The organism is Paenibacillus mellifer, from assembly GCF_023195895.1.
In the GTDB taxonomy this organism is placed as follows: domain Bacteria; phylum Bacillota; class Bacilli; order Paenibacillales; family Paenibacillaceae; genus Fontibacillus; species Fontibacillus mellifer.
In genome coordinates, this window is the sequence record NZ_JALPRK010000016.1 from 47,193 (window position 1) to 67,182 (window position 19,990).

At 51.2% G+C, this 19,990-nt stretch carries 16 protein-coding genes; 4 read left to right on the forward strand and 12 right to left on the reverse strand.

Features of this window, described 5'->3' with window-relative positions; translation table 11 throughout:
• Positions 1 to 8: 8 nt before the first annotated feature.
• The 7 genes from M0651_RS16300 to M0651_RS16330 all read right to left on the reverse strand — a co-directional run bounded on the left by M0651_RS16300 (position 9) and on the right by M0651_RS16330 (position 9,980).
• Positions 9 to 2,024 (reverse strand): alpha-L-arabinofuranosidase family protein, encoded by a 2,016-nt coding sequence (locus tag M0651_RS16300; protein ID WP_248552799.1) that lies wholly within the window; start codon positions 2,022 to 2,024, stop codon positions 9 to 11.
• A 20-nt stretch (positions 2,025 to 2,044) separates the two neighbouring features.
• A complete protein-coding gene (locus M0651_RS16305) occupies positions 2,045 to 2,941 on the reverse strand; it encodes a carbohydrate ABC transporter permease (RefSeq protein WP_248552800.1) in 897 nt (298 codons plus the stop codon).
• A 15-nt stretch (positions 2,942 to 2,956) separates the two neighbouring features.
• Positions 2,957 to 3,916, reverse strand: a complete 960-nt coding sequence (locus M0651_RS16310) for an ABC transporter permease (protein ID WP_248552801.1) — start codon at positions 3,914 to 3,916, stop codon at positions 2,957 to 2,959.
• A gap of 33 nt (positions 3,917 to 3,949) precedes the next feature.
• A complete protein-coding gene (locus tag M0651_RS16315; protein ID WP_248552802.1) occupies positions 3,950 to 5,521 on the reverse strand; it encodes an extracellular solute-binding protein in 1,572 nt (523 codons plus the stop codon).
• Positions 5,522 to 5,645: 124 nt separating this feature from the next.
• Entirely contained in the window at positions 5,646 to 7,244 is a 1,599-nt protein-coding gene (locus M0651_RS16320; protein ID WP_248552803.1) for a response regulator, read from the reverse strand.
• A 3-nt stretch (positions 7,245 to 7,247) separates the two neighbouring features.
• Positions 7,248 to 9,041, reverse strand: a complete 1,794-nt coding sequence (locus M0651_RS16325) for a sensor histidine kinase (RefSeq protein ID WP_248552804.1) — start codon at positions 9,039 to 9,041, stop codon at positions 7,248 to 7,250.
• 84 nt (positions 9,042 to 9,125) lie between these two features.
• On the reverse strand, positions 9,126 to 9,980 hold the full coding sequence (locus M0651_RS16330; protein ID WP_248552857.1) for an AraC family transcriptional regulator: 855 nt from the start codon (positions 9,978 to 9,980) through the stop codon (positions 9,126 to 9,128).
• Positions 9,981 to 10,106: 126 nt separating this feature from the next.
• Here M0651_RS16330 and M0651_RS16335 point away from each other — a divergent pair, with 126 nt between their 5' ends.
• Positions 10,107 to 11,645 carry a sulfatase family protein gene (locus tag M0651_RS16335; RefSeq protein ID WP_248552805.1) on the forward strand — a complete coding sequence of 513 codons (1,539 nt, stop codon included), beginning with the start codon at positions 10,107 to 10,109 and terminating at the stop codon, positions 11,643 to 11,645.
• 83 nt (positions 11,646 to 11,728) lie between these two features.
• Here M0651_RS16335 and M0651_RS16340 read toward each other — a convergent pair whose 3' ends face one another.
• Both M0651_RS16340 and M0651_RS16345 read right to left on the reverse strand, forming a co-directional pair.
• Positions 11,729 to 12,262 (reverse strand): chromate transporter, encoded by a 534-nt coding sequence (locus M0651_RS16340; protein WP_248552806.1) that lies wholly within the window; start codon positions 12,260 to 12,262, stop codon positions 11,729 to 11,731.
• A 15-nt stretch (positions 12,263 to 12,277) separates the two neighbouring features.
• On the reverse strand, positions 12,278 to 12,913 hold the full coding sequence (locus tag M0651_RS16345) for a chromate transporter (RefSeq protein ID WP_282577956.1): 636 nt from the start codon (positions 12,911 to 12,913) through the stop codon (positions 12,278 to 12,280).
• A gap of 277 nt (positions 12,914 to 13,190) precedes the next feature.
• Here M0651_RS16345 and M0651_RS16350 point away from each other — a divergent pair, with 277 nt between their 5' ends.
• Both M0651_RS16350 and M0651_RS16355 read left to right on the forward strand, forming a co-directional pair.
• Positions 13,191 to 14,381: an ROK family protein gene (locus M0651_RS16350; protein WP_248552808.1), complete on the forward strand. Its 1,191-nt coding sequence runs from the start codon at positions 13,191 to 13,193 to the stop codon at positions 14,379 to 14,381.
• A 196-nt stretch (positions 14,382 to 14,577) separates the two neighbouring features.
• On the forward strand, positions 14,578 to 15,828 hold the full coding sequence (locus tag M0651_RS16355; protein WP_248552809.1) for an anaerobic sulfatase maturase: 1,251 nt from the start codon (positions 14,578 to 14,580) through the stop codon (positions 15,826 to 15,828).
• 25 nt (positions 15,829 to 15,853) lie between these two features.
• Here the strand turns inward: M0651_RS16355 and M0651_RS16360 are convergent, their stop codons facing one another.
• Positions 15,854 to 16,720, reverse strand: a complete 867-nt coding sequence (locus M0651_RS16360; protein WP_248552810.1) for an AraC family transcriptional regulator — start codon at positions 16,718 to 16,720, stop codon at positions 15,854 to 15,856.
• Between the two features lie 158 nt (positions 16,721 to 16,878).
• On the opposite strand from M0651_RS16360, the gene M0651_RS16365 reads away from it, so the two are divergent.
• Positions 16,879 to 18,177 carry an alpha-glucosidase/alpha-galactosidase gene (locus tag M0651_RS16365; protein ID WP_248552811.1) on the forward strand — a complete coding sequence of 433 codons (1,299 nt, stop codon included), beginning with the start codon at positions 16,879 to 16,881 and terminating at the stop codon, positions 18,175 to 18,177.
• 14 nt (positions 18,178 to 18,191) lie between these two features.
• Here the strand turns inward: M0651_RS16365 and M0651_RS16370 are convergent, their stop codons facing one another.
• Both M0651_RS16370 and M0651_RS16375 read right to left on the reverse strand, forming a co-directional pair.
• On the reverse strand, positions 18,192 to 19,016 hold the full coding sequence (locus M0651_RS16370; protein ID WP_248552812.1) for a carbohydrate ABC transporter permease: 825 nt from the start codon (positions 19,014 to 19,016) through the stop codon (positions 18,192 to 18,194).
• The gene (locus M0651_RS16375) at positions 19,009 to 19,905 is read right to left on the reverse strand and encodes a carbohydrate ABC transporter permease (RefSeq protein WP_248552813.1); all 897 of its coding nucleotides are present in this window, start codon (positions 19,903 to 19,905) and stop codon (positions 19,009 to 19,011) included. Before M0651_RS16375 ends, M0651_RS16370 begins: the two co-directional genes overlap by 8 nt.
• Positions 19,906 to 19,990: the final 85 nt, after the last annotated feature.

Genomic DNA, 19,990 nt, shown 5'->3' on the forward strand with positions numbered 1-19,990 from the left:
CCTCCTGTTTACGGGTTCGTTCTTATTTCCAGTGCATGGATGGATGAAGGGCGAAGCGGATATCCGGCCTTCCAAGCCTCAAACGGGACAACGCTCCTTTGGCTGGTGATCCGATCCGGCTCAAAGACGGTGTTCACATCCTGCTCGGAATCTCCCGTAATAACATGAAGCAAGGTTCCTTCCGAAGCCTCAAGTCCGCGCAAATCAAGAGTGGCCGTCACTTCATGCAAGCTCCGGTTTACGATAAAGACCGTGATCACGCTGCCTTCTTCATTAGTGCAGGCCACCACATCCAGATCTGGCAGGGCATCCAGGTTGATCGGAGCCGACTTGTTCGATTGTACGGCGAAGGTGCCGCATTCGGCGCGCACATGCAGCAAGCGTGATATGTTCCGCCCCGCATAAAGCTTCATGACTTCATAAGTTGGGGTTCCGTAAACGGTGAGCGGGTGTCCGCTCCACCCCTGCATCTTGCCGCAATATTGATCCGCGTAATAATCGCCCACCCGGATGCATCCCCCAAGCCAACCGTTCACCAAATCGGAGAAGCTGCCGATGTGTACCAGATCGCTTGCACGCAGCATTTCGTTTAGATTGGCCGCATTGGCAACCGCTGCGCCCAGCGTATGCTCATCCGGCAATCCTTTTCTGACGTTATTGGGATAATACATCGTGTTGTATTCGGTAATTGCCAGCTTCACATGGCTGTGTTTCGGATGCGCCAAGATTTGCTCTCTTGTCTCCTCGATATTGTGTTTCGTCCATTCCGGGAAGCTGGCGATCGCCTTATAACGCTCTTCCGCCGGGGTTCTGCGGTCCATCGCAAATCGGTTGTACCCGTGATACAAATGCAAGGTCAAGTAATCGATCCGATCGCCGGCGATCTCAAGCACTGCCTTGTTCCAGGCTTGATCGGTATGTCCGCAGACTAAGATCACAATCGTAGGGTCGGCCGCCTTCATGGCTTCGATAAAGGATACCGTTCGCCGGGCGAAATCTTCGGCTGTACACGTTCCTACCTGCCAAGCCCCCCATACCTCGTTGCCGATCTCCCAATACTTCACATTGTAGGGTTCAGTGTGTCCATTGGCGGCGCGTACCGCCCCCATCGGCGTATCCGCGTCTCCATTGCAATATTCAATCCACTGTGCAGCTTCCGCTGGTGTCCCAGAACCGTCATTGACGCAAATCAGCGGTTCGACCTGCAACTCCCGGCAAAAGCGGATAAATTCATCCGTCCCGAAATATTTGCTCGTCCAGCCGCCCCACGCCTCGTTATACATGACCGGACGTTCAAGGACCGGTCCGATGCCATGCTCAAAGTGATACGCGCTGATATAGTTACCGGCCAACCTCATCATCCCGGCATTTAAATCCTTTGTCATTTCAACAACTTCCCGCTTCACGAACCCGATATGATCCTCCGGAAGCAAGGAGATATGGTCGATCCAGAGCATGCCGGTGGATACGCTGTCTTGCCATCTTGGATGCTCGGCAGGCACATAAATTCGGAATTCCGCATCGGCGCAATCCCTTTTGATCGTCAACATCACATCGTATTCCCGCCAGTTGTGACCGTTAAGCTCTATTCGCTCCAGACCTAACCGTTCTTGACTGATTCGATCTACGACTTCAACAATCACATAGGCAAGCTCGATCGAGGCCCGGACGATCAGCTTGACCGAATAGCGAATCGGCCCTTTGAGTGCAAGCTTCTGAGCAATCCCCGCAAAGGCTTCATCATCGCTGTGGATTCGGATGCGCTGGGCGCGTCCCGAGTGCTTAGGCGCTGGAGCTTCCAGCGCATACTTGGTATTGCGTCCGTTCGTGTAGGGATACCACTTCCCCGACACCTCCGCCTTCCCTTCCGCCTCGCTCTCAAAATCCATGTCTTTCAGCGGAAAAGCCAGCATCGCTTCCATATGATCCCGGATGTCTTCAACGAAATGTCCAAACAAGTAAGGGTTAATTTGGTGCTCGCTTGCTTGGCTGCCGTCGATAGTAATTGTCGCCTTATTCATCAATCGTTTACCTCCGTTCTCGCTTATCCTTTAATTGAGCCGATCATGACACCTTTGACGAAATGCCGCTGCACAAAAGGGTACATGACCAGAACTGGCAGACTGGAGACAATAATTACGGCAAATTTAATACTCTCGGACAGAAGGATTTTCTCTTCCATCCCAACGTTGCCGCCGTCAACGCCCGTAGACTGGCTAATCATCAGGATTTCCCGCAGCACCAGCTGGAGCGGGTATAAATGCTCGCTACGAATATAGATCAGCGCATTGAAGAATGCATTCCAGTGGCCAACCGCGTAGAACAAAACCATAACCGCCAAAATCGGCTTAGACAGCGGTAGGATAATGCTAACCAGCAGCCGCCAGTTAGAGCATCCGTCGATATGCGCCGCCTCCTGCAGCTCCCATGGGATGCTGGATTGGAAATACGTTCTCATGACGATCAAATTGTAAGTGGATATCGCTCCCGGAATGATCAGGGCCCACATCGTATCAACCATTCCGAGACTCTTTACGAGCAGGTAGCTGGGAATCAGCCCGCCGCTGAAAAACATCGTCAGGGTAATGATCAACATCAATCCTTTACGTCCGGGCAAATCCGGGCGTGATAACGGGTAAGCCGCCAATAACGTCATAACGATATTGATGAGCGTACCAACAACAGTGTAAAAAATGGAGTTGCGGTAGCCGGTCCAAATCTGATCGTTGTGCAAAATATTGTTGTAAGCTTCAAGGGTTACTCCCTTCGGTAACAGCCATACTTCTCCGTTCAGCACCCTCGCCGGGTCGCTGAACGATGCACTGACTACAAATAACAAAGGATAAAGCACGATGAGAATGATCACCGCAGCGATCAAATATACGATAACATCGAACCATCGTTCGTCCGATGGACCTTTTGTCACTACCTCTTTAGCCATGATTCGTCCCCTCCATTACCACAGGCTCGTCTCCGACGTTTTGCGCGCGAACCGGTTCACCAACAACAGCAAAGTTAAGTTAATCAAGGAATTAAATAACCCGATCGCGGCCGTATAGCTGTATTCGCCCTTCAAAATCCCGGTCGTGTACACAAACGTGGAAATCACATCGCTCGCCTCGAGATTCAAGTTGTTTTGCATGAGCAAAATTTTCTCAAACCCGATGTTCATGAATTGCCCGATATCCAGAATGAGAAGGATGACGATGACGGGGACGATGCCCGGAAGAGAGACGTGCCAGATTCGCCGCATCCGAGAGGCGCCGTCCATCTTGGCTGCTTCATACAGCTGCGGATTAATTCCGCTCAGCGCTGCGATATAGATAATCGATTGCCACCCCATGTTCTGCCAAATGTTTGAGCCGATAAAGATCGTCTTAAACCATCCGGCCGATTCCATGAAGCGAATCTCCGATCCACCCAAGGCTTGGATCAACATATTGATCGGGCCGTTGGTAGACAGTAGCACGGTTAAGATTCCGACGATAACGACAACCGAAATAAAGTGCGGGATATAGGTGATGTTTTGCAGCAGCTTGCTGTAGGATTTGCTTTTAATCTCGTTAATGAGAAGGGCAAGTAATATTGGAATCGGGAAAGCAAGGATCAGGGAGAACAGATTGATAGACAGCGTATTCCAGAGCAGTCTCCAAAAGTAGTACGAATCGAAGAAACGTTGGAAATTATCAAATCCCACCCAACTGCTGCCTAGGATTCCTTTGCCCGGGTTGAAATTTTTGAATGCGATCTGCAGCCCGTAGAGGGGGCCGTAATGGAACAACAAATACCATGCGATCGGCAGCAGCAGCATGAGATACAAATCGTATCTCTTAACGATCTGCTTGATGAGGCGGCTGCCCCGTTCCGATCGGAACTTGGCAGCCGCGGCAGTCTCATGGATTTCTGCGTTCTTCATGAACATCCACTCCTATTCCATAGAGGATCCGCCTTATTTCTCCATTTTGTCATAAGCTTCTTGATAGATTTGTTGCAGTTCTTCAATGTTCATCTTTTTCAGGGTTGCCTGGAATTCTCCCCACTTATCGAAAGACAACGCACCGGCAATGAATTTCGTGCTCTGCTCTTCATAGTACTTGTCGATATCGTTGCGAAGCGTGTTCACCTTTTGAGCCGTTGCTTCGTCGAACATCGGAGCAGCATAACGAATTTTTGGCATGAAAGGGTCCATCTTCTTCTGTGCTTCCTGCACCTGGGGCGGATTAATGTAAGAAGCTACATAATCACTGATCAGGTGAGGCGCCCCACCACCGGCATATGGTGTAATCTTCGGTTGCGTCTCGGCTGTGGAATATTCCGGCTTGTAAGTGGGGATTCCATCAACCAATTCGTAGTGCTCACCTTCCCGGCCGAATCTTAGCAGCGTAGAGCCTTCGTCACTGTAGAAATAGTCGATCCAGCGCATAGACACTTCCGGATATTTATTCACCGAGGTAATGGCGAACGCCCCCTGGTCGCGCGGAACCGGTGCACCCTGGCTTTGAAGTCGGTCGCCGTGCGGCCCTTCAAACGGTGCAAGGCCGGTGTATTGACCCGCAATCGGCAGGAAATTGTTGTTGGTCTGATCAAAGAACACTCCAGTATTACCTGTTCCTTGCTTTGCCAAAAATTGCGCTTCCGTATGAGAGAACAGCTCTGGATCCAGAAGTTTCTCCGTGTACAGCTTGTTCAGGAACATTAGCAGTTCTTTATTACGCTCGTTGCCCATCCAGATCTCAACCTTGTCGCCAACAATGTTTATGTTGTAGCCAAATTGTTGGTCAAGTCCGAAAGCCCCGCTCATTAGAACCACGATAGGGAGGCCTTTGCGGGCAGTCAGCGGAAGTTCATCCTGCTTTCCGTTCCCGTTCGGATCCTGATCACGGAAAGCTACAAGCACTTCATACAAATCATCAAGAGTTTGCGGTTCCTTCAGGTTCAACTTTTTCAGCCAGGCTTGATTGATCCATATCTTGTCTGTGCGGGCCGATCCCAAGGTAACAATGCCGGGTAGCGTATAAATATGGCCCTCCGGTGTAGTAATGGATGCTCGAATCTCGGGGTATTGTTCCATCAACTTATTGAAGTTCGGAGCATACTCTTCGATCATATTTTCAAGAGGAATCAGTTGTCCCCCAGAACCGTAACGAACCGCTTCTAAAGGTGAAATGCCCGATCGATACATGACGTCAGGTAACTCGTTCGAGGCGAACAGTAGATTCTTCTTCTCCTGGAAACCGTCTGTCGGCGCCTCGATGAATTCGACTTGAACATTGCTCATTTTCTCGTAATCTTGAAACACCGGCATGTCCTTAAACGGCCCATTGACCGGGGCAATCCGGGTGAACATCTTCAATTTGACCGGCTCCTGCACGATCGGGAAGCCGTCCTTGCTGACCTCGGCTACCCCTTCTCCATTAGAAGCAGCGTTATTCTTTGTGCCGGAGCCAGATCCGCACCCCCCTAGCACCAACGCAGCAATCAGCATCGTGCTGATTGTGGCTATCCCCCATTGTTTTCGCATCTTTTGCATGACCTCCTTCGTGATTGGCAAAGCGGTTGTTTTTGTAAGCGTTTACCTTGTTGTGAATTCATTATAGTCGATCCGCCCATACGCCAAATTCCACAATTTTGACCACATACTCCATTTATTTTACGGAATCTGAGGGCCTAATTTTCTGTACATAGGCTTGGGGGGTCATGCCGGTCCACTCCTTGAACACTTTAAAAAAATAGTTATAGGTGCTGAATCCCACCTGCACACTTACCTGCTTGACCGAATACCGTCCGCTTTCCAACAACTTGCAACTGGCGTCAATCCGAATCCGGTTCACATATTCCGAGAACGTCATCCCTGTCTCCTCTTTGAAAATCCGACAGAGATACGAAGGATTAAGTCCGATTGCTCCTGCCGCAAGCTCCAACGTGATGTAGCTCGGATATTTCTCCAGAATTAGAAGGATTACTTGCGATACATGACGTGAATGGTGACCGGCCGCACGCTCTCGCTTTAACCGGTCAAGTAGATCCTCGTAATAGGAATAAAGCCATTGTTCTAAACCGTCTACACTGCCGATTCGTCCCAAATCCTCACGCGCCGAAAGACCGTACGTATCCACTTTGTCACCGCCCGAATGAGGAGCCCACCACTTTCGAGTAGCCTTCTCCCCTATGGACAGTAACTCGCGAACGATTAGTTGCACCCCTTGGGCATGGACCGGCTGTTGGCGAAGACCTTTGAACGCGGAGGCAATCACTTCCCGTACGCCTCCCCGATCCAGATTTTCCATAGAGAGAAGGAGTTGCTTCTGTTCTTCAATCGTCAGGGACACTCGTTCGGTTTGTCCGCCTGCCGAAGGTAGAGACTGGCAAGCGTCAAGCGCCTGCTCGGCGGTACGGTAACTTGCCTCAAGCTTGGACAAGCTAGAGCAGACGTGGCCAACGGCGTACGTGCATTTCAAATTCATAAACAGTTCCAGGGAATGCCGAAGATGGCTCATCAGCCTTACCGTCTCGCTTGAAGCTACCTGCTCACTACGTTCCCGAAACGTAAACAAGACGGCCATACGTCCATTTTCCACGTAAGTCACGGTACGCTCCGGTTGATCCCCTAGGGTCTGTTGCATAAGATCAATGGCCTGCTGCACCAGTCGATTTGTCTGGACGTCGCTGCGGGATTCCGTCAGCAGCAAGAAAGAAGAAATTTGCATCGCTGCCACGGTGTAACATACCGTATCCTGAAACCGTCCACTCTGTCGGGCATATTCCTGCAGCTCCTTGACCGCTCCGGACTTCCCTCGCATGAGTTGCGCGAGGAGTTCGCGAAATTCTGTAAGACCTCCAAGCGTCCGTTTGTGATCTTCCTGATCCTCTTCCATTTCACGGACCGCCTTCCTCAATACGCCAATTAGCTGATCCGCGTCCAAACGATGTTTCAACAAATAATCGACCGCCCCATTCTTCAAACACTCGCGGACATAGTCGTAGTCGTCGTAGCTGCTTAGCATGATCGTTTTAACGGAAGGATAGCGCATATGGATCGTCCGGTTTAGCTCCACACCGTTCATGCCTTGCATATTGACGTCCAGAATGACGATATGGGGCCGAAGTCGATCGATCATCTGAAGTGCCGCTTCCCCCTCAAAGGCCTCGCCGCAAAGTTCGAAGCCATGGGTTCGCCATTCCGACACCGTTCGGAGATGGTGATGTACGAGAGGTTCATCGTCAACTAACAATACTTGATACATGGCCTAGCCCCCTTTTACAGATCGAGTTCCCAGGTCTTCGGTTCGCGGAAATCGAACCTCCACTTTCGTATACAACCCCTCTTCACTATAGAGTTTTATCCCGTAGGGCTCACCGAACACCCGTTGGATCCGCTCGTGCACGTTACGAACACCCATGCCGCTGAAACGAGTAGGAGCCTCTTCGTTTACAACCATCAACGCTTCCATACTCTGCTTGCTCATGCCTTTACCGTTATCCATCACTTCGATCTTCAGATCCCCGTCTTCTTCGAAAACGCGAATCAGCAATAATCCCCCATGCGCCGACGGACCGAAACCGTGCATAAGCGCATTCTCCACAATGGGTTGCAACGTAAGTTTCAAAACCTGACACTCCAACAATTCATCATCCTCTATCTGAACATGAACTGGAATCGGTTCGAGAAACTTGTATTTGGCAATGGCAACGTAACTGGATACGTAACCAAGTTCTTCACGCAGCGTAAGGAACTCCCCGGAATTCCCAAGCACACCTCGCATCAACTCGACCAATGCCCCGGATACCTCCTCGATATTAGGGACACCGTTTAACTTCGCTAGGTACTTGATCGTATTTAGTGAATTATAGAGAAAATGGGGCCTTATTTGAGCCTGCAACGCGGTGAGCTCCGCTTCCCGTTTGGCCTGCTCACTCCTTCGGATCCCTTCCATCAGACGTTTCAATTCATCTACCATGCTGATAAATACCCGGTATAAATCGCCAATCTCATCTTTGGTATTGATTTCCGTCCGCGGGAAATCAAGGTTTCCATCCTTGACCCGCATCATCATCGTTTTCAAACGACGGATATGGAGGGTAGTTCGAGAGGACATTTGTAGTGATCCAATCAGAAAAATAATAAAAACGACAACGGACACCTCCACCATAAGGTTGCGGATTTTCTCGGATTCGCTAAGCAAAGAATCGAGCGGAATCAGCGCACGTGTCGTCCAACCGGTATACTCGGACTTACGACTGACGACGATATAGCGTTTTCCGTCAATTGCTTGCTCCGTGGTTTCTCCTGTACTGGGCGGTTCTTCGATACCATAAACGGCTCCGACCAAATCGCCAGACACCGAAGACGGCGCAGAATCGGACTGATAAATCAGCTGTTTCTGCTCATCCAGAACGTATAAAATACTGTCGGCCGTGGGTTTTACACCGTAGGTTTTTCGGATGAAATCATAATTCAAATCAACGATCACGACGCCGATTGTCTCCCGGTTATAACGGAGGACACGCCCAACGGATATCGCCTCCGATGTATCCGACTCTTTGAAATACGCATGACGGTCTCCTTTCTTTAGCATAAAATCCATCATATCCGTATCCAGGAATGTACGGTCAATCCAGGGGCCTCCCGAGAAGAATACTTTCCCGTTCAGGCCAACAACGGCGATACGGGAAATATATGGTTTGTAATCGATCAATCCGGACAGAAACTCGGTGATCCGCTTTTGCTCTTGAAACCATTCGTAGCTGATTTCTTCGTTTGGGCTCAAAACCGTATCGATCACCGTATTTTTGTTGGTCACGACCACCGTATTTAAGCGGTCGATCTCCTTGAGCATGACGTTCAAGGACTCGTCAGCCTGCCGGATGCTGTCCGATACAGAGGTGATCGCGTTCCTTTTGATCGTATCGCGCATGTTGACGTAGATGATGCTAGTCACGGAGACGATGGCCAGAAGCGTCAATAGCCCAAAAGCGATAAATATCTTCCCCTGTATACCAAGTTTCGGTGAAATCCATTTGCGCAACGCAGCCAGCAGCATAACTTATCCTCCTATTAGTCCGAATCTGTTTACCGAAAGGTAAGCGCTTACGATAAACAGATCTCACCAAGCTTAATGCTCCCGTTAAGTTCTACTGTTCCGCATAGCCAACGGAGACATTTTGTAATAAATCTTGAAGGCCCGGGTAAACGTGTAGAGGTTGGGATACCCCAAAGACAAGGCGATCTCCGTGACGGAAGCCTCTGTTTCGATGACCAGCCGATGGGCCTTCTCCATTCGAATCTTTTGCAGATATTTTTGCGGAGAGATCCCGATCTGACTGGTGAACACATTGGAAAAATACGAGCGGTGTACCCCTGCAAAAGCCGCCACCTGTTGCACGGAAATGCCTTCCGTCGCATGAAGGTCCATAAACTCCATGCACTCCCGAATCCAACCCGAAGGCTCGGAGGTCTCGGCCGTTGCCATCTCAGGGGACAACTCGGCCAGCAATCGGCATATGCTCCCTTGAAGCTCCAGGGAAGCCGCCGGATTCCAGCGCTCGAGGTTTGATAATTTCTCAATCGTGCCGCCCAGCCGCTCCCGCGCCTGCAAAGTAACAATCCCTCTCCCGAACGGTCTCTCCGGCGACAGGCCTGCGAGCTTCATCAGCGACTTGACGCGGCTGCCGTCCAAGGCGAGCCAATTCATTTTCAGCGGCTGATCTGCAGCTGCCGCATGATAAAAATAAGTTCGTCCAGGAAATAGACAGAACAGGTCATTGGCGTGCAATTCCACTCGTTTCCCGTCAAATTCCAAGCATACGCTTCCTTCTAATACGAAATGGAGGCTATAACACTCAATCCGCTTGGGCCCCACTTGATAATGAGGTTTGGCTATGTTTCGCCCTGCCCGTACGGGCCACAGCTGCGCTTCCTTATCCGTATATCCGGGCGTGTAATATAGAAACTCGGCATATTCATGCTCATACTCCAACATCATTCCGCATATCCCCCTTTCTACCTGTTTTTCTTTAAAGATAACAAAATGACAAACAGAATGTAACAGAACGACATTTAAAAATTCCGATTTAATCAATATTATCATAATAGGAGGGGATTAAATTTGTCTAGTAGACCTAACATTTTACTAATTACCAGCGATCAGCAGCATTGGAACACCATCGGTGCGTTTCAACCCGAAATCTCCACGCCGAATTTGGACCGCCTGACCCGGGAAGGGACGACGTTTGGCCGGGCCTATTGCCCGAACCCAACCTGTACGCCAAGCCGGTCTTCGATGATCACCGGCATGTATCCCAGTCAGCACGGAGCCTGGACGCTCGGAACGAAGTTATTAGAGGACCGTCATACCGTAGGTGAAGATTTTATGGAAGCCGGTTATCAAACCTCATTAATCGGCAAAGCGCATTTCCAGCCTTTGAAATCCACGCCCGAATACGACTCAAAGGAGGCTTATCCGCTTCTGCAGGATTTAAACTATTGGCGGGAGAACCAGGGGCCGTTTTACGGCTTTGATCACGTTGAGCTGGCGCGCAACCATACCAACGAAGCTCACGTTGGGCAACATTATGCTCTATGGCTGGAAGAACAAGGGTGCACCAATTGGCGGGACTACTTCTTGCCCCCCACCGGCACGATGGACCCTACGCAAACCTACAAATGGCCCATTCCGGAAAAATATCATTACAATACGTGGATCGCGGAACGGACAAACGCTCGTCTGGAGGAGCATCGCAAAACGGGGGATCCGTTCTTCCTATGGGCCAGCTTCTTCGATCCTCACCCCGAATATTTGGCACCGGAGCCTTGGGATACGATGTATGATCCGGAGCAGTTGACGATCCCGTCGATCACGCCGGGTGAACATGATCGGAATCCGCCGCACTTCGGCTTGACCCAAGAGGAAAATCCGGATTTCTCTTCACTGATGGAAACGGGTTTTGGCATCCATGGCTACCGTTCCCATCATTACTACGAATACGGAGCAAAGCGGCGGCTTACGGACTACGACAGGAAGAAGCTGGTTGCGGTTTATTATGGCATGATCAGCTTAATGGACAAATATATAGGACGCATCCTGGATAAGCTGGATGCATTAGGGCTGGCGGAGAACACCCTGGTCGTATTTACGACGGATCACGGCCACTTCTTTGGCCAGCACGGGTTACAGGCGAAGGGTGGATTTCATTACGAGGATTTGATCAAGCTGCCGTTCATCGTCAGGTACCCAGGGCAGGTTCCCGCCGGACGGTATTCGGATGCGTTGCAATCCTTGGTGGATCTGGCACCGACCTTCCTCTCCTTCTGCGGCTTGCCGATTCCGCGGACGATGACCGGGGTCGACCAGAAGGACGTGTGGCTCGGCCGCCAGGATCAAGCGCGAGAACATGTCATTTGCGAGTTCCGGCATGAACCCACGACGATTCATCAAAAAACCTACGTCGATGAGCGATATAAAATCACCGTGTACTACAATCAGACATACGGAGAAATATTTGATTTGAAAGAAGATCCTGAAGAACTTTATAACTTATGGAATGAACCAAGCTGTGAACGGTTGAAGACGGAGCTTCTGCTCAAATACACTTGGGCTGAGCTTGGCAAGGAACCGATGCCGATGCCCCGAATTCATCATGCTTAGCGGAGTATAGTAACACCCTATTTTACTCAACAAAGGTTGCTCCATTATCGAGAGCAACCTTTGTTGTGTGGTAATTTACCAAGCTAGAATAGAATGATCCCCGCAGCTGCAGACAGCAAGATCACTGCAAAAGGATGAACCTTATATTTGCTAACCAGGAGAAGGCAGCCGCCGGTGATCAGCAGCGTTCCTGCCATTGACCAGCTTTGCAGCGGATAGGTGCGCCCGCTAAACCCAAAGTGAATCGCGGCGTAAATGATCAAACCCGTTACAATCGGACGTAGCCCATAAAAGGAGGAACGAATCCAATCGTTGCCTTGCAGCCTGAGAAAACAAGCAGTCAAAACGACAACGATGAGGAGGGAGGGGAGAATGATGCCGACCGTAGCCGCAATAGCCCCCGCGATCCCCCCTTCTGCATAACCGATCAGCGTGGCTGCATTCGTGGCGATGGAGCCCGGCGCCATGCCGGCCAATGCTACGATCTCCTGAAATTCACCGGGATCGACCCAGTTCCTGGCGGCCACTTCCCGTTGAATCAGCGTTAATACCGCATATCCGCCGCCAAAGGACATCAGCCCGATTTTGACAAATACCCAAAATAACTGCCAAACCATTGAACCTGTCCTCCTTTAAATGTAGTACTCGGGGAAGTGTAGCTCCCGTTCCGGTTCGCCCTGCCCCTTCTCCGTCTGTACGGTCAAACCGCATTTTTTCTTCATATAGACGATGAGAATCCCGGCAAGCGGTCCGCCCAGGATCAAATAAAGCGAGTGAATGCCAGTTAGTAACAGCAACGTGACGGTCAATATCGTAATCACCAGCGTTGCCGTATCCAGCACTGATGACTTCCACATTTTGACGGCCGCCACCATAATCAAAGCAACGACAGCCGCATGAATGCCTTTCAAAGCCGCCGCGACCTTCATGTTATCTTTAAACATCGCACTGAGTGCACTAAGGAGAAAAACGATCAGGAACGTAGGCAACGTAATCGCGATGACGGCGGCGATGGCTCCGAGCCACCCGCCTAAGCGATAGCCGATAAAAGCGGCCGAATTGACGGCAACGCCGCCGGGCGCGGATCCGGAAATCGATACCATGTCGCCCATTTCCTCCTTGCTCATCCAAGCTTTGCGATGAACGATTTCTTGTTCGATTGTGGCGATCATCGCATACCCTCCCCCAAACGTAGAGGGACCGATTTTCAAAAAAACCGTAAAGATTTGCCCAATCCGTTTCATCCGTTGTATAAAAGCAGCATTCATTTCAGTCTCACCCTCACTTCTCTCCTGATGTCCCTTTATCTACCTGTACTTGGATTATATCATGTTTATTTCATTTTGGATTAAAGTTATAATGAAGTGTGTGATAATTTAATTAAATAGGTTCATTTCACGGAGATATAACCCCGTTATCGCCCGTGTTTATTTCATAATGGAATTATGTTGATTATTCGGATGAAATTAACTGGTAATCCCCGGGGGTTAACGATATACTTTACTATATCCCGACTAAATAGCTTGGAAATGGAGAGCCGTTCTTATGATCACGCATTCCAACCCTTCGATAAAGAAACAGGTATACGATCGAATCTCTTATCTCGGGACTGTTTCGAAGGCGGATTTATTAAATCATTTTCCACTCACCAGCAGCAGTATGACGCGGTTGCTGGAAGAGATGACTACCCAAGGCTTGATTGTTGTCTCCGGGCTGGGGCACTCCACCGGAGGCCGGAAACCGATATTGTTCCAAACCAATCCAACCTACCGGTATCTGTTTGGCTTGGAAATCTCCCGGATTTACTCTGTCCTGGGTTTGTATGACATGCATCTGAACACGTTATCCTTGACCCGCTGGAAAATGGATGCTGAGATGACGCCCCACCAATTGGTTAACAACGTCACGGTAGCAGCCAAGCAGTTTCTGCACGAACATGGCCTCTCGCCTGAAGACGTATTAGGCATTGGCATTGGAGCCGTAGGCCCCTTGGATCAACGGCAAGGCCTCATTCTTGAACCGGAGTTATTCCCTTCCTCGGCCTGGAGGCACGTCCCGATCTGCACCATGCTCGAGGAGCGGCTGGGCATTCCGGCGAAGCTCGATAATGGAGCCAATACCGCGCTGATCGGTGAACATTGGGCGCTTCGCTCCGAAACCATCGAGCACGCCTTATATGTCCATTCCGGCGTAAATATCCGTTCGGCCGCCATGTCCGGAGGCCGTATTCTCCGCGGCGCCGCAGATACGGAAGGTGCGATCGGCCAAATGATTATCCAGGCGAATGGCCCAAGGCTGCGAAATAAAGGGAACTATGGAGCGCTGGAAGCTTTCGTATCCGTGCCCGCGCTCGAAGAAAGGGTACGCACCCAACTGAAAATCGGACGCAGCAGTATCCTGTCCGGCATGGCGCCGGAGCTCGTTAATTTTTCCACACTGGTTGATGCCCTGAGGAAAGACGATGCGCTGGTGAAAGAGCAATTTACGGAAACCGCCGCTTACCTGGGGATTGGACTAGCCAACCTGATTAATGCGCTCCATCCCGAATACGTGATTCTAGGCGGCCCGCTCATCAGCGCCCATCCGCTCGTCTTTGACGCAACGCTCGAGATCGCGAAGAAGAATACCTATCACTATCCCGAGTACAGTCCGGTGTTTACGCAAGGCTTGCTAACGGATGAAGCCGTGGCTACCGGTGCGGCTGTGATGATGATGCAAAGTTGGAACAGAGATTAACAGGAGGAGGCGTTGGTTGTATAACGCCTCTTTTTTGTGCGAGGACACTATACTTATATCCATTTTGATATAAAGTAGAGGAGAATTGACGGGAGTTAAACAAAGAATTACGTTTCCGATCCATTACTTTTTATTATTTTGACACAAACCAAATAGGGTGCTATCTTTGTGGTAAACAAGGACAGGAGGAGAAGGAATGTCGGGAGCCTGCGCAATCCAGGGGCAAGAGAACCTCGGCGTGATGTGGAAAACCGTATCGGAAGATTGCAATCTGGCTTGCGACTACTGTTACTACAGCACCTGCGGAGGGAAACCCGGACCCAAAATCAACCGAATCGATTCGGCCTTATTAGATAAATTTATCAAAGATTACATGCAGTACAGCCAAGGCGCCGCGACGTTTGCCTGGCAAGGTGGAGAGCCGCTGTTGGCTGGCCTTGATTTCTTCCAAGAAGTCGTTTATCGTCAGGCCTTGCATGCCCCGCCGCATACGATCATCAGCAATTCCCTGCAAACCAATGCCACGTTGGTTGACGATCGCTGGGCGGCCTTTTTCAGAACCTATCAGTTTCTGATCGGCGTCAGCCTGGACGGGCCGAAGGAAATCCATGATTCCCGGCGGGTCAATGCCGCCGGCAAGGGAAGCTTTGATCGGGCGATGGCGGGAATTGGGCATTTGCGGAAGCATCAAGTCGATTTCAACATTTTGACGGTGATCCACAAGGGGAACGTAGATCAAGCCAAGACGTTAATGGCTTTTTATCGTGAGAACGGTTTCAATTTTGTGCAGTTTATCCCCTGTATGGATTTCCGCTCCCAGCAGGTAGACCAACCCGGCGAGTATGAAATTACACCGCAAGAGTATGGCGACTTCCTGTGTGAAATTTTCGACGAGTGGTATAACGACGGTAATCCGGAGGTATCCATCCGCTTCTTTGATAATATGCTCGGCGTTTATATGAATCGGGAAGCGGAGCATTGCGTGCATCGGGCTGCGTGCCCGACAAGTCTGGTATTAGAGCAAAATGGGGAGGCTTTTCCCTGCGACTTCTTTATTCACAAGCAATGGTCTGTGGGGAATGTCGCCAGCAGTTCCATCTCAGAGATGCTGTCCCACCCTAATTTCGCGCGTTTTCACCAGATGAAACCCACCCTGCCGGATCCTTGCCGTACCTGCGAATGGCAACGCCTTTGCTATGGTGGGTGTCCCCGGAATCGCAAATGGAACCCGGAAGACCATCAGGTAGGCCCTGATTACTTCTGCCAAAGTTATAAGCAGATTTATGCCTATGCCCATGAGTGCGTGCTGGAAATGAGCCAACGGATGCGCCGGGAACTGTACTCCCTTCATTTGCAGCATGAGTATGGCGGCAAAACACCGGGGCGTAACGAGCCTTGTCCGTGTGGAAGCGGCAAGAAACATAAGGCGTGCTGTGCCGCCCTATAAGCGCTCATTTGCAGCTAGTCTAGCTTCACTTCAATCCCCTCCCGCCCCCGCTGCGATACTCACTGGGGGACATCCCGGTGGATTTCTTAAACTGCCGAGAGAAGTACAACGCATCGTTAAAGCCGACGGAGGATGCGATTTGGTCGATCGTTAACGGGCCGGCAAGCAGCTCCTTCGCTTTATCGATTCGGATCTTAGTCAGATACTGCTTCGGCGACAGCCCTGTCCGCGCTTTAAAGGCGTTAAACAAATGAGCGCGGTGATAGCCGAGGTTCCTGGACAACTCCTCGATGCCGATCTGTTGCGAATATTGCAGCTGGAACCAGCGAATCGCCTGCTCCACCTGCCGGTCGATCATTGCCGGCTCCTTCGCGGCGGAACGGGGCAAATGTTCCCGGTTCGCTACTCCAAACTGGTGGAACAACAGCGTCATCCAACCCACCGCCTCCAGACTCTCCAACTGCGGGTGATCGGTCTGGCGGAACGAGGAGCGAAGCCGAGCATAGAGCTTGCGTAGTTGCTCCGGTTCCCCGGAGCCTACCACCGGTTTGTCCGGCGTGATGCCGACGTCCTTTAACTGCCGAAGGACACTTGGACCTTTTAACGCGACCCATGCGTAATGCCACGGGTACCGGGAATCCGCTTCATAAGTGAACAAGCCGTTCGGAAAAATGACGAAGGTGTCCCCCGGCCCGCAGGAATAAATGCGCCCTCCCCAGGTATACGTTCCCTTCCCTTCAAACACCGTATGCAGCAAAAAATAGTCATGCACGGACGGCCCGATCCGATGGTTCGGATGAGGCCGGCCTTGCCCGCTGAACAAGACGGTCACGTCCCGCTCCCGGTCATCGGGGTTCATATACACTTCAAACCAATCATGTTCGGGATTCATCACGGATTACGACCCCCTGAAAAGCGTTTTGGCCTGCTTCCCTAGCGTAAGGGATGGCAGACCAAAATACAACATTCCTCCATACTTGCCTTCCATTCCTCCATACCTTTCTTACAGCTAGAGCGCTATATTGAGGAGGAAAAAGGAGGCGATCTAACATGTCCAAAATTACATTTATCGGGGCAGGAAGTACGGTTTTCGCCAAAAATGTGCTGGGCGATTGCATGCAAACTCCAGCCTTGCAGGGCTTTGAGCTGGCCTTGTTCGACATCGACCTGCAGCGGCTCAAAGATTCGGAGAACATGCTAAACCATTTGAAGCACAGCAGCGGCAGTACATGTGTCGTGAAGGCTTATACTGACCGGAAGGAAGCGCTGAAAGGCGCGAAATATGTCATCAACGCCATCCAAGTCGGCGGGTACGATCCATGCACCATTACGGATTTCGAGATTCCCAAGAAATACGGGCTGCGCCAGACGATCGCCGATACGGTGGGGATTGGCGGGGTTTTCCGCAATCTGCGGACGATTCCCGTGATGCTGGACTTTGCGGCTGATATCCGTGAAGTGTGCCCGGACGCCTTATTCCTAAATTACACGAACCCGATGGCTGTATTAACCAACGTGATGAATACGTACGGCCAAGTCCGTACCGTGGGTCTCTGCCACAGCGTTCAGGCCTGCATCCCTGGTTTGTTCGACAGCTTAGGGATGGACAAAACCGGAGTTCAAGCGAAAATCGCCGGCATCAACCATATGGCCTGGTTGCTGGAGGTAACCCGGGATGGAGTCGATCTGTACCCGGAGATTAAGCGCCGCGCGGCCGAGAAGCAGCAGCAACCGCATCATGACATGGTCCGGTTCGAAATGATGCTGAAATTCGGCTACTACATCACCGAATCGTCCGAGCATAATGCCGAATATCATCCTTATTTCATCAAGCGGAACTATCCTGAGCTGATCGACCGTTTTCAAATTCCGCTGGATGAATACCCGCGCCGCTGCATCGAGCAAATCTCCAATTGGGAGCGCATGCGCGAGGAACTTGTCGGCAATCGTGAACTGAAGCACGAGCGCTCGCACGAATACGCTTCGTATATTATGGAAGCTATTGAAACCAACGTCCCGTTCAAAATCGGCGGCAACGTGATGAATACGGGGCTGATTCCGAACCTTCCGGCCGAAGCCTGCGTGGAAGTCCCCTGCCTTGTGGATGCCAGCGGCGTAACTCCTACCTATGTAGGAAATCTGCCGCCGCAATGTGCCGCCTTAAACCGGACGAACATCAATACCCAGCTTCTGACGATTGAAGCGGCGATCACCCGCAAGAAGGAGCATATCTACCATGCCGCCATGCTGGATCCGCACACCTCCGCCGAGCTGTCCATCGACGACATCATCGCGATGTGCGATGACTTAATCGAAGCGCACGGGGATTGGCTTCCAACTTATCAGTAATAGCGATTCTCGCGTTATTTGACCGACCCGATCATCCCGGCCACAAAATGCTTCTGCATCACGAAGAAAACGATGGCCGTCGGGAGCGTCGAAATGACGATTGCCAGCATGATCAGCCCGTAGTCCGGCGAATAGCTGGAGCCCAGCGTGGAGATCAGCAAAGGCACCGTTTGCTTCTGCGGCGTTTGCAGCACGATCAGCGGCCACATGTAGTTGTTCCAGCTGCTCATAAACGTGATGATTGCCGCCGCTGCGTATGTCGTTTTCATCGTAGGCACGTAGACGCGGAAGAACATCCCCAGCTCGGATAAACCGTCGATCCGGCCCGCTTCCAGCAGCTCCTTCGGGAACATTTTAGTGCTCTGACGGAAGAAGAAGATCAGAAACGCCGTCGTCATCGTCGGCAGTACGACCGCGGCCAGCGTATCGATGCCGATCAAGGGCACCAGGTTGGTGATCCGCCCGAACATGCGATACAGCGGCACCATCAACGCCGCAAACGGCAGCATCATCGACAGCAGCAGCACGTTAAATACGACGTCCTTCGCCTTGCTGCGGTAAATCTCGAAGCCGTATCCGGCCAGCGAAGCGATCAGCAAGGCGAGCAGCGTCGTGGAGACCGAGACGGTCAACGAGTTCTTCAGCGCATTCAGCATATCGATGGAATTCAGCAGGCTGCGCAGGTTCACCATGAAATAGGAGCCTGGCAGCAGCTTGCCTCGGGTGACGTCGACCGACGGGTTCGTTGAGCTCACGATGATCCATAGAAACGGAAAAATCGAAACAAACGCCGCCACCGCAAGAAATACGTACATGGATATCCGTTTGGCCCTAAGCATCGCGATCACCTGCCACTTTAAATTGTACAATGGACAAGATGACAATCATCACCACGATGGAATATGATACCGTCGCCGCATAACCGAAATTCGCTGCGTATTTGAAGGACAAATTGTAAATGTATTGCGAGATCGTCGAGCTCGCGTTCCCCGGTCCACCCTGCGTAATGTTCATGACCTCGTCAAACAGCTGCAGCGTGCCGATCGTCGAGGTAATCGAAGTAAACAGAATGATCGGCTTCAAGAGCGGAATCGTGATCCGGAAAAACTGCTTTACCGCCGTGGCCCCGTCGATACGGGCCGCTTCGTAGATCGAGGGCTCGATATTTTGAATCCCCGACAGGTAAAAGATCATGTTATACCCCGTCCACCGCCAGGTTATTGCAATAATAATCGTCACCTTCGCCCAAAACGGATCCGTAATCCACGGGATTGGTTCGGAGATAAGGTGCAGATGCAGCAGGAGCAGGTTAACCAGTCCATCGCCCGCAAACAGGTATTTAAAAATAACCGAATAGGCGACCAGCGACGTGATACAGGGTAGGAATATCGCCGTGCGGAAGAACCCCTTCCACTTCAAAGTCCGATCGTTTAGCACGACCGACAGCACCAGCGCCAGCAGCACCATGATTGGCACCTGCACGATCAGGTAAATAAACGTATTTTTGACCGCCGTCAGGAACATGGAGTCTGTAAACAACCGCCGGTAGTTCCCGAGCCCGTTAAAGGTCAGGTTCGAACCCGTTCCGGTTTGCAGCGACAGGAGCAGAGCTTGGATCATCGGGTAAAAATAAAACAGCGTGATCATCAGCACAGCGACCACGACAAACGACCAGCCGACAAGGGAAGCTTTCCAGCGTAAGCGTAACGCAGGCCCGGATGCTCTCATCGATTTCATCTCCTTCTCTTCGTAGTTAGCAAGCCGCCTGGAACCGAAAAACCTTGAACTGGGAACAGCCCAAGGTTATCGTCGG